The sequence below is a fragment of the Actinophytocola sp. genome (genome assembly GCF_050699935.1).
Taxonomy (GTDB): Bacteria; Actinomycetota; Actinomycetes; order Mycobacteriales; family Pseudonocardiaceae; genus Actinophytocola.
In genome coordinates this window covers 1-9,828 of the sequence record NZ_JBOHGB010000212.1, presented here as the reverse complement: position 1 = coordinate 9,828, position 9,828 = coordinate 1, and the positions used below count along the sequence as shown (strand labels likewise).

The 9,828-nt window shown below is 68.4% G+C and carries 9 protein-coding genes and 2 pseudogenes; 5 read left to right on the top strand and 6 right to left on the bottom strand.

The window, feature by feature from the left end; all coding sequences use genetic code 11:
• Positions 1-48 precede the first annotated feature (48 nt).
• Positions 49-423, bottom strand: a complete 375-nt coding sequence (locus tag ACRDTB_RS35690) for an FKBP-type peptidyl-prolyl cis-trans isomerase (protein ID WP_431436669.1) — start codon at positions 421-423, stop codon at positions 49-51.
• Positions 424-849: 426 nt separating this feature from the next.
• Between ACRDTB_RS35690 and ACRDTB_RS35685 the strand changes: the two genes are divergently transcribed.
• The 3 genes from ACRDTB_RS35685 to ACRDTB_RS35675 are packed head-to-tail and all read left to right on the top strand — an operon-like array spanning position 850 to position 3,090.
• Entirely contained in the window at positions 850-2,043 is a 1,194-nt protein-coding gene (locus ACRDTB_RS35685; RefSeq protein WP_431436668.1) for a PLP-dependent aminotransferase family protein, read from the top strand.
• 40 nt (positions 2,044-2,083) lie between these two features.
• Positions 2,084-2,773 carry a DUF429 domain-containing protein gene (locus tag ACRDTB_RS35680; protein ID WP_431436667.1) on the top strand — a complete coding sequence of 230 codons (690 nt, stop codon included), beginning with the start codon at positions 2,084-2,086 and terminating at the stop codon, positions 2,771-2,773.
• A gap of 53 nt (positions 2,774-2,826) precedes the next feature.
• Entirely contained in the window at positions 2,827-3,090 is a 264-nt protein-coding gene (locus tag ACRDTB_RS35675) for an FHA domain-containing protein (RefSeq protein WP_431436666.1), read from the top strand.
• On the opposite strand, the pseudogene ACRDTB_RS35670 reads toward ACRDTB_RS35675, so the two are convergent.
• From ACRDTB_RS35670 to ACRDTB_RS35655, 4 genes and pseudogenes are all read right to left on the bottom strand, one after another.
• Positions 3,059-3,886 (bottom strand): annotated as a pseudogene (locus ACRDTB_RS35670) (transposase family protein). The gene ACRDTB_RS35675 and the pseudogene ACRDTB_RS35670 overlap by 32 nt on opposite strands.
• Before the next feature lie 378 nt (positions 3,887-4,264).
• Positions 4,265-4,492 (bottom strand): nucleotidyltransferase domain-containing protein, encoded by a 228-nt coding sequence (locus ACRDTB_RS35665; RefSeq protein WP_431436665.1) that lies wholly within the window; start codon positions 4,490-4,492, stop codon positions 4,265-4,267.
• Positions 4,493-4,743: 251 nt separating this feature from the next.
• Positions 4,744-6,090, bottom strand: coding sequence for a CBS domain-containing protein (locus ACRDTB_RS35660; protein WP_431436664.1), 1,347 nt, complete (start codon positions 6,088-6,090; stop codon positions 4,744-4,746).
• A complete protein-coding gene (locus ACRDTB_RS35655) occupies positions 6,087-6,764 on the bottom strand; it encodes an MBL fold metallo-hydrolase (protein ID WP_431436663.1) in 678 nt (225 codons plus the stop codon). Before ACRDTB_RS35655 ends, ACRDTB_RS35660 begins: the two co-directional genes overlap by 4 nt.
• 47 nt (positions 6,765-6,811) lie before the next feature.
• On the opposite strand from ACRDTB_RS35655, the gene ACRDTB_RS35650 reads away from it, so the two are divergent.
• Positions 6,812-7,363, top strand: coding sequence for a DUF1349 domain-containing protein (locus tag ACRDTB_RS35650; protein ID WP_431436662.1), 552 nt, complete (start codon positions 6,812-6,814; stop codon positions 7,361-7,363).
• Here ACRDTB_RS35650 and ACRDTB_RS35645 read toward each other — a convergent pair.
• Complete coding sequence (locus ACRDTB_RS35645; RefSeq protein WP_431436661.1) at positions 7,346-8,149, bottom strand: maleylpyruvate isomerase family mycothiol-dependent enzyme; 804 nt, start codon at positions 8,147-8,149, stop codon at positions 7,346-7,348. The genes ACRDTB_RS35650 and ACRDTB_RS35645 overlap by 18 nt on opposite strands.
• Positions 8,150-8,375: 226 nt before the next feature.
• On the opposite strand from ACRDTB_RS35645, the pseudogene ACRDTB_RS35640 reads away from it, so the two are divergent.
• Positions 8,376-9,828 (top strand): annotated as a pseudogene (locus tag ACRDTB_RS35640) (excinuclease ABC subunit UvrA); the annotation flags it as partial.

Sequence of the window (9,828 nt, the reverse complement as noted above, 5' to 3'; positions counted from 1 at the left end):
GACGCCTTCCGGACACTGAGCGTCCGGAAGGCGTCCTTCCAGGCCTTGCTAGCGGACGCCGAGCAGGTCGACGACGAAGACGAGGGTCTCGCCCGGCTTGATGGCGCCGCCGGCGCCGCGATCGCCGTAGCCGAGATGCGGCGGGATCACGAGCTTGCGCCGGCCGCCGACCTTCATGCCGGCCACCCCGCGGTCCCAGCCGGCGATCACCCGGCCGCCGCCGAGCGGGAAGCTGAACGGCGTGCCGCGGTTCCACGAGGCGTCGAACTCCTCACCGGAGGAGTGCGCCACGCCGACGTAGTGCACGCTCACCTGCTGACCGGGCCGGGCCTCGTCGCCGTCGCCGACGGTGATGTCCTCGACGAGCAGGTCGGCCGGCGGCGGACCGTCGATGGGGTCGACGTCGGGCTTCTCGAGGGCCATGCGTTCTCCTTTGGGGTTCTTCCGTCCTACCCGGCTCATCCAACCAGCCGACGGCTGCCCGGGCCGGACGGCGTCACCGCCCACCCCACTCACGACGCGCCACCTCTATCGGTGCGAATGCGAACACCGCAGGTCACAGGTGTCCACATCGGCCTGGGGGACCCCTGGTTCCAGCGTAACGGCGTGCTCCGACGGTTCCGGGCTGTCTGCGCCAGATTGTGGACAGGTGGCGGGGTTGTGGACAACCACCTGGCGTCGCTGAATCCGGGTCCTTGATGGACGGCGCCGATATTCGGCCGCGCGCTCGGCGGCCCGGTGGGTATGCTGGCCCTCGGCTCCTCGACCAGAGCGGCCTTTCGTCCTTGCTCGCACGCGCGCGGCACCACCGCCTCGCGAGCGCCTCCGGTGTTGACGTGAGGAGCCGCTGTGCGTCCGTCCGCTTCGCCCCGTTCGCCCCGGTCGGTCGAGAGCTCCCCGGTGCGGGACCTGCTCGCGCTGACCGCCGACCCCCGGATGATCTCCTTCGCCGGCGGCCTGCCCGCGCCCGAACTGTTCGATGTGGACGGTTGGCGGGCCGCGTTCGACCGGGCGCTGCGTGGGCCCGACGCCCGGCGTCACCTCCAGTACGCGCCCACCGAGGGCAACGTGACGCTGCGCGCGCTGGTCGCGGCGCGGCTGTCCGGCCGCGGCATGGACACCCGCGCGGACGACCTGCTGATCACGACCGGCTCGCAGCAGGCGCTGACCCTCGTCGCGTCGGCGCTGCTGGGGCCGGGCGCGGTGGTGGCCGTGGAGGAGCCGACCTATCTGGCCGCGCTGCAGGTCTTCCGCATGGCCGGCGCGCGGGTGGTGCCGGTGGCGAGCGACGCGGACGGGATCGTGCCGGCGTCGCTCGCGGAGGTCGTCGAGCGCGAGCGGCCCGCGTTGCTGTACCTGGTGCCGACGTTCGCCAACCCCACCGGCCGCACGCTCACCAGGTCCCGCCGGCTCGCGGTCGCGGCGCTGGCCACCGAGCACGACCTGTGGGTGGTCGAGGACGACCCGTACGGGGAGCTGCGCTACCGCGGCACGCCGCTGCCTCCGCTCGGTGCCGCGCCGACGGACCGGGTGATCACGCTGGGCAGCCTGTCGAAGATCTGCGCGCCCGGGCTGCGGCTGGGCTGGTTGCGCGCACCGGAGCCGCTCATGCGCACACTCGTGATCGCCAAGCAGGCGGCGGACCTGCACACGAGCACGATCGACCAGGCCGCGGCCGCCGGCTACCTGCAGTCGTCCGATGTGGACGCCCACGTGGCCCGGCTGTGCCGGGAATACCGGAACCGACGCGACGCGATGCTCGCCGCGCTGCCGGACGTGACACCGGACGGCACACAGTGGACGGACCCGGACGGCGGCATGTTCGTGTGGGTGCGGCTGCCCGGTGATCTCGACTCCGCGACGCTGCTGCGCTCGGCGCTGCGCGAGCACGTCGCGTTCGTGCCCGGGGCGCCGTTCCACGTGTCGGACCCGGACCACGCGACGTTGCGGCTGTCGTTCACCACGAGCGCGCCGGCCGAGATCGCCGAGGGCATGCGCCGCCTGGGCACGGTCCTCGCGGGCGCGCGGCGGGCGATCCCTTGAGGACCCAAACATCCGGGGCGGCCCGAACGATTGTCTCCGTATGACCACCGAACGCGTCCTCGGCGTGGACGCCTGCCGGGCGGGCTGGGTCGCCATCGCGTTGGCCGGTGACCGCGCCGACGCCTACCAGACCCGCACGATCGCCGACCTCGTCACCACCGCGTCGGCCGACGGCCCGCTGGCGGTGATCGCCGTCGACATCCCCATCGGGCTGCCGGACAACTCCCGCCGGCGGGCCGACGTCGAGGCCCGCGCGGCCGTCGGCCGGCTGGCGTCGTCGATCTTCATGACGCCGGTCCGTGGCGCACTGGAGTTCACCGACCACGGCAGCGCGAGTGCGCACAACCGCGAGCGGGTGGGGGAGGGCATGTCGATCCAGGCGTTCGGCATCCTGCCCAAGGTGCGCGAGGTGGACCGGTGGCTGCCGAACGCGCCTTGCCGGGTGGTCGAGGTCCACCCGGAGGTCAGCTTCGCGGCGTTGAACGGCGCCCCGCTCGACGTCCGCAAGCACACCTGGGCCGGTGCCCGGCTCCGCCACCGGCTGCTGTCCGAGGCCGGCATCATGCTCGACGACATCGGCGCCGCCGGCGCGCGGGCCAACGTCGACGACGTCCTCGACGCTGCCGTCGCCGCGTGGACCGCACGGCGGGTCAGCGAGGGCACGGCCACCTCGATCCCGGAGACCCCGCAGACCTTCGCCGACGGCGTGCGCAGCGCGATCTGGCGCTGAAGCGGGCCTCGGCCCAGCCGGGCAGGGCAGGGATCCGAGGCGATTACGTAGCGATGACGTGGCTACTATGTACGCGCGCCACCGGATGCACATCCTCGGACGGCACGCGATCCACCCATGAGCTGACGACCGGCGGGATCACCGTGGGACGGGCCACCCCGGACGGTGCGCCGGATCTCCTACTCGCGCCGGACCCGCACCGGCTGGTCAGCCGGCTGCACTGTGTCATCGAGTATGTCCACGGTTCCTGGACGCTCACCGACAATGAGGTGATCTCACCAACTTTCAGTTGGGTCGGCGGTGTTCGAAATGGGTGAGGGCGAGTGCGGCTTTGACCATGTCCCCGATCTTGCTGGGGCTGGCAGTGATGTGGTGGAGAGTGCGCCAGCGGCCGGTGAGGATGGCGAATCCGCGTTCGCCCAGGCAGCGCAAGCCGCGCAGGAGTGCGTTGTAGGTGCAGGTGTCCACGTCGAGGACCTGGTCACCTGCGGGTTGTTTGATCGGGGTGTGCGCGCCAATACCCGTGCCCTCGTAGCCGCCGTCGGCCAGCGCGGGCAGGTCGAGTTGGGATGCGGCCCAGTACAGGGCCGAGCACATGCTCCTGGGCCACGGTGAGGTCGTGCACGGAGCCGGGCTCGACATCGGATATCCACAGCGGGAACCCGTCCGGCCCGGAGATCGCCTGCACGTTCCCGCCGTGCTCGTGAGCGTTCCCGGAGTACCACAGGTCGATCAGTTTCCCTTTGACGCTCATGGGTTTCTCGCCACAGTGATCAGCGGAGAAGATCTTCCCGTCCAGGATCACATACGTGAGTCCGTCGGTCTTGGCCTTCTCCAGGGCGTCATGCAGATCCGGCGCCTGGTCGGCGAGCACCTCGATGACTCCGTCGAGGTAGCGGTACCCCGTCGCGCGGGAGACCCCGTGGTCCCGTGCCAACGCGGTCACCTCGACATCCTGGCGGAACCAACGCAATCCCAGGACTGCTTGCCGAAAGCAGGTCAACGCCCTGCTGTCTTGCGGGTACCACGCTGGCGGCGTTCGGCTTGGAGCAGGCGGCTGAGGTGCCGGGCACGTTTGCGCGGCACGTCGAGCATGGCACGATAGGCAATCATGGGGAGTCCCTGGCCTCGGACTTGATCTTCGCAAATCCAGTCCTATCAGGGGCTCCCCGCCCACATCTCACAGGCTCCCACCAGCAATGGAGCCAAGCACATCAACGACGGCCGCTTACATCACCCACACCCGAAACGATCTTGCTGAGATCACCTCAATGAGTGGTAGCGGATGTGCTCCGCGAGCTTATCGCGATCCAGTAGCTGGATATGTAGTGCATTCATGGGCTTCGACCGTGTTGGTTTGGCACCTCGATCCATCCGATACCAATTGTATTCCGCGAAGCACCAAGGTAGGGAGCGGATGTATCGAAATTGGAAGCCACCGGACTTTTTGGCCGTTGATCTCGGCATCATTCAAGGCAATCTGTTCAACGTCTAGGTGCCATCGTCTATCAGTTCGATCCCTCGGCGGCGTCCGCGCAAAGCCACTCGCAGAACAGGGTATGGATCCCGGCCGTTGGCCAGCGAGCTAATAAAGTGTTGCCGCCACCGGTCGTCGCGGTCGATGTCTACCGCGACGTCGACGTCACCAGGGTCGAACGCACCCCGTGCGTACGAACCGAAGACGTGCACTGACTGAAACAATTCTGGCTGGCCACTCATCGCTGGCAGCCCGGTCTAGAAGCTCATAAAGTAGCTGAGTAGCGCGCTGCCGCTTCATCTGGTCCCTGTCGCCGGCGGCGTACGTAGTCGACTCTCCATAGTGCCAGATATCTGCGCGTCGGGCTGGACGTCTCCAGCGCACCTCGTGCATTCGTGTTGCCGATGAAGACACGAGTGACTTGTCAAGCGTAGAGGATTTCTACTGTTGACAAGGGGGTGGTGAGGTCGATCCGCCGACGACGCTCCTCGGGTCAAACTGGCATGTTGAGCCGAATCATGCGCAAGAGGTTCCGGAGCATCTCGACGGTGTTCGTGGGGATGTCTTCCGGGTTGAAGTGCATGATGTCGTTTCGGATCTCGCGGAGCGTCCCCAGTCGTGCGCAGAACAATGCGCGATCCAACTTGGTGTTAAGCCGTTCCCACGCGCCAGGGTTCTGCAGAGTGCGCTCGTAGTCGCCTATAGTCAACTGATCGAACGACGTGATCTCCCGTGATCCCGAGGAGTCACACAATGCGACAACCTCCGCGAGGGGGATGCACGATCTGACGATGTGCCGCAACAGTTGGTCTAGTTCTCCGATTAGGAAGAACGGCGTCGCCATGTCGCCGTAGGCATGTGCCAGATCGGTCGCCGTCACGATGCCGTTGACTTCGTTCACCTCGTTGCGCACGAAGACGAATCCAACGCTTTGAAGCACACTCAGGACATCCACTAGTTCCTGGTCGTATGAGATTTCTGGGGCGTCGATCACACAGTGGCGCAAGATGGCGCGAGGATCAATATGCCTCGCGATCGCGATCGACTTCCACGTGACGGCGCCTTCCAGCTTGCGCTTGTTGGTGGAAAGCACTGGCAACTGAGAGAAGTCGTCGATCTGCATCAGCGTGATCGCCTGTTCGACGGTGCTCTCTGGTGTTACGGATGTGATTCCACCCAGCGCTGACGGTAGGTTGCCTACCTTGAGCCCGATCTGCGGCGTTTCATCTTCGTCGGGATCGGAGTCGGTGCTGGCGAGCGTGTGCATCTTGAGCACGGACTCATCCGGCAGTTTCGCCTCGTGCTCGTCGTCCACTATCGAGAACCGTACTGGCGTGTCGAGCGCGACGTCGCGAAAGTGAGGAAACGTCTTAAGCCCGTGGCTTCCGATATCCTTCTCTATCCGTCGGGTGATGCGGGTTCCGCGATTCCGCGCGTTCCAGTGCCGCAGCAGTTCTCTCACGGTGATCGTGATGGCCTCGCCGGCTCTCAGTTGCTCGCCGATGTCGCTGAGGTACTCATGCGGTGCATACGCTGTCGCATCGCCGGCCGCGGCGTCACGGAGTTCGTTGCGGAGGGACGCGAGGGTGCGGTTCGCGTCGGTGCGCCATACGATCCAGCTGTTGACCTGTGTGTTGGCGACCGCCTTCGCCGCATCTGATGGTGTGTCGTACTCGGTTCCGTCCGACAGCACAATGCGACCCTCAGGTGACACAGAGGCCTCGTGCTCTTCGCCTGCCCTGGGGCGTGTGAATCGCAGCCGATCGCCTGCGCGGATCAGGTCCGCTTCGAGGAGATCCCGAACGCTTTCCCGACGGCCGTCGAGCGCCCGCTCGCTCACCAACCGCGTTCCCGCCATTCGCCGAGCTTCGGGCGCTCCGCGCCGAGCGTGGAGTCGTCGCCGTGGCCGGGGTAGAACCACGTGTCATCCGGCAATTCGCCGAAGACGCGCGCCTCCAGGTCGTCCATCAGGCTGGTGAACTCGGTCGGGTTTGTTGTCCGCCCCGGACCGCCGGGGAACAGGGAGTCGCCCGTGAACAGGTGGCCGTGGCCCGCCGAGTCCCGGTAGAGCAGTGCGACCGAGCCCGGTGTGTGGCCGCGCAGGTGGATGACCTCCAGCACGCATTCGCCGACCGGGACCGTGTCGCCGTGGGAGACGAGGCGGTCCGGGGGCACCGGCAGCGGGCCGGCGTCCAGCTCGTGGGCGATCGTGTTCGCGCCGTGCGCGCCGGCCACCGCGCCCAGGGCCTGCCAGTGGTCCGGATGCTGGTGCGTCGTCAGGATCGTGCGCAGCGACGGGCGGTCGTCGTCGTGGCCGATGAGGTCCGACAGGCGCTCCGGGTCGTTCGCGGCGTCGACCAGGAGGGCCTCGTTGGTGGCGCGACAGACCAGCAGGTACGCGTTGTTGTCCATCGGGCCGACGGAGATCTTCGTGATGGTCAGCGCGTCCAGCGTCCGCCGCGCGGCGGGCCCGCCGGGCTCGACGTGACCGGTGTAGTCCTCGAGAGCGTCCACGGCCGCGACCCTAGCGCGCGGCACCGACAGCCTGACAGCATGGCGTCGTGATCAAGGGTTGGACCTGGTTCAACGAACCCGCGACGTGGACGGCGGGCGAGGACTCGCTGACCGTCACGACCGACCCCGACACCGACTTCTGGCGCACCACCCACTACGGCTTCATCCGCGACACCGGCCACCTCCTCGGCACCGAGCTCGAGGTCGACTTCACGCTCACCGCCACCGTCGCGGGCGACTACCGCGAGCAGTACGACCAGGCCGGCATCGCCATCCGCGTCGACGAGCAGAACTGGATCAAGAGCGGCATCGAGCTCGTCGACGGCCACCAGCGGATCTCCGCCGTCGTGACGAGGGGCTTCTCGGACTGGTCGATGGCCCCGGTCGACGACCCCGCGACGGTCACGGTCAGGGCCGAGCGCTCCGGCGACACCGTGTCGATCCGCTACGGCCTCGACGGCGCGGAACCCACCACCCTGCTGCGGCTGGCCTACCTGCCGCCCGCGACCACGGTCCGGGCCGGCGTCATGGCCGCGTCGCCGACCGGCCGCGGCTTCACCACCAGGTTCACGAAGGTCGCGCTAGCCCCACGGGGGTAGCACCGGCAGGTCGCCGGACAGCTCGGTGCCGTCGCCGCGCCCGGTCAGCCACGCCATCACCGGCGCCGCCTCGCCCGCCACCCGGTACGGCCCGCCTTCGAGGCCGCCGGCCAGGTCCCACACCCGCTCGGTACCGTCCGGCATCGTCACCGCCAGGCGCACCGACGGCGCGTCCGCACGGCCGACCAGCCGCGAGACCGCACTCTCGAGCATCTCCTCGACGTGCTCGTCCGGGAGGTCGGCGAACCCGAACCCGACATCCAGGTCCACGAGGTGCGCCCACAGCTCGAACAGCCGCATCGACGGGATGCGCGCCGCCGGGAACACCATCGACGCCCGGCCGGCGACCGTCGCCAGCCACTGCGAGTCCGAAAGCCGGTCGCTGGCCGCCGCGAACCGGTCGCTCGCCGCGCGTAGGTCCTCGTGCACGACCTGGGCCAGCCGGCACGCGCCCTCCTCGATGTCGGCGTCCCGGTCGGCCGTGCTCGGGTACATGGGGTGCTCGACCCCCGTGCGGGCCCAGGTGAGCAGGTTCACGAAGGCGTCGGCGTTGCGGGCGAGATGGGTGATCACGTGCGCCCTGGTCCAACCGGGCAGCCGGCTCGGCTGGTGGATCCTCGCCTCGGATAGCTCACCGACCGCCTGGTCCAGCCTCTCGGTGGTCCGCCGCACGTCGGCCAGACATCGCCTGGCCTCGGCGGCGGCCGATCGTTCGTGCGCGCGGCGCTGCTCGGGCACGCTGTCGGGCCGTACGGACGATTCCGATGAGATGCTGGAGCCAGTCATACCGCCATCCCCGCGAGTCGGTAGTACAGAATGGGCTTTGCACCAGAGCTGGTCACTCCAGCGTAGGTGAGCGGCGCCCACCTGGGATAGCCGACCGTCGTGCCCGTCCGCGGCAGAATTGTCGGTGCCCCGTCCTAGCATGGCCCCGGCCACGCGCACAGGACCGTGGAGTGCCGCCTGACCTGCACGTGGCCGGTCTGACAGCAGCATCGTCGAAGGGACTTCAGTGGCTGACCGCCTCGTTGTTCGCGGCGCCAGGGAGCACAACCTGCGCGGCGTGGATCTCGACCTGCCCCGGAACAGCATGATCGTGTTCACCGGGTTGTCGGGGTCCGGCAAGTCGAGCCTGGCCTTCGACACGATCTTCGCCGAGGGCCAGCGCCGGTACGTCGAGTCGCTGTCGGCCTACGCCAGGCAGTTCCTCGGCCAGATGGACAAGCCGGATGTCGACTTCATCGAAGGCCTCTCGCCCGCGGTGTCGATCGACCAGAAGTCGACCAGCCGCAACCCGCGCTCGACCGTCGGCACCATCACCGAGGTCTACGACTACCTCCGCCTGCTCTTCGCCCGCGCCGGCAAGCCCCACTGCCCGCAGTGCGGCGAGCCGATCAGCAAGCAGACCCCGCAGCAGATCGTCGACCAGGTGCTGGCCATGGAGGACGGCGTCCGCTTCCAGGTGCTCGCACCGGTCATCCGCGGGCGCAAGGGGGAGTACGTCGACCTGTTCTCCTCGCTGCAGTCGCAGGGCTACTCGCGTGCCCGTGTCGACGGCACGGTGTACCCACTCACCGAGCCGCCGAAGCTCAAGAAGCAGGAGAAGCACGAGATCGCGGTCGTGATCGACCGGCTCACGGTCAAACCGTCCGCCAAGCGCCGGCTCACCGACTCGGTGGAGACGGCCCTGCGGCTCGCCGACGGGCTCGTCGAGCTGGAGTTCGTCGACGTGCCGGACAACGACCCGGCCCGCATCCGCGGCTTCTCCGAGAACCTCGCCTGCCCGAACGGCCACGCCCTCGCCATCGAGGACCTCGAGCCGCGGTCGTTCTCGTTCAACTCCCCGTACGGCGCGTGCCCGGTGTGCACGGGCATCGGCGTCCGCCAGGAGGTCGACCCCGAGCTGGTGGTCCCGGACGACGAGCTCAGCCTCGAGGAAGGGGCGATCGCGCCGTGGGCCGGCGGGCAGACGGCCGAGTACTTCGTCCGGCTGCTGGGCGCGCTGGCCGAGACGGTCGGGTTCCGCATGGACACGCCGTGGCGCAAGCTCCCGGCCAAGGCGCAGAAGGCTGTGCTGCACGGCATCGACGATCAGGTGCACGTCCGGTACCGCAACAGGTACGGCCGCGAGCGTTCGTACTACGCCAACTACGAGGGCGTGATCCCGTTCCTGGAGCGGCGCCAGGAGCAGACCGAGTCCGACTACATGCGGGAGAAGTACGAGGGCTACATGCGGGAGGTGCCCTGCCCGGCCTGCCAGGGCACCCGTCTCAAGCCGGAGATCCTCGCGGTCACGCTCGCGCACCGCAAGCACGGCGCGCGCTCGATCGCCGAGGTGTCGGCGCTGTCGATCGCGGAGTGCGCGGAGTTCCTCGACGGCCTGTCGCTGGGCCGCCGCGAGACGATGATCGCCGGCGCGGTGCTCAAGGAGATCCAGGCGCGGCTGCGCTTCCTGCTCGACGTGG

What these genes read in the sequence shown, in the direction of transcription:
- ACRDTB_RS35690 (WP_431436669.1), bottom strand. Translation starts at nt 423, where the DNA reads ATGGCCCTCGAGAAGCCCGACGTCGACCCCATCGACGGTCCGCCGCCG.
- ACRDTB_RS35680 (WP_431436667.1), top strand. Translation starts at nt 2,084, where the DNA reads ATGACCACCGAACGCGTCCTCGGCGTGGACGCCTGCCGGGCGGGCTGG.
- ACRDTB_RS35675 (WP_431436666.1), top strand. Translation starts at nt 2,827, where the DNA reads ATGACGTGGCTACTATGTACGCGCGCCACCGGATGCACATCCTCGGAC.
- ACRDTB_RS35665 (WP_431436665.1), bottom strand. Translation starts at nt 4,492, where the DNA reads ATGAGTGGCCAGCCAGAATTGTTTCAGTCAGTGCACGTCTTCGGTTCG.
- ACRDTB_RS35645 (WP_431436661.1), bottom strand. Translation starts at nt 8,149, where the DNA reads ATGACTGGCTCCAGCATCTCATCGGAATCGTCCGTACGGCCCGACAGC.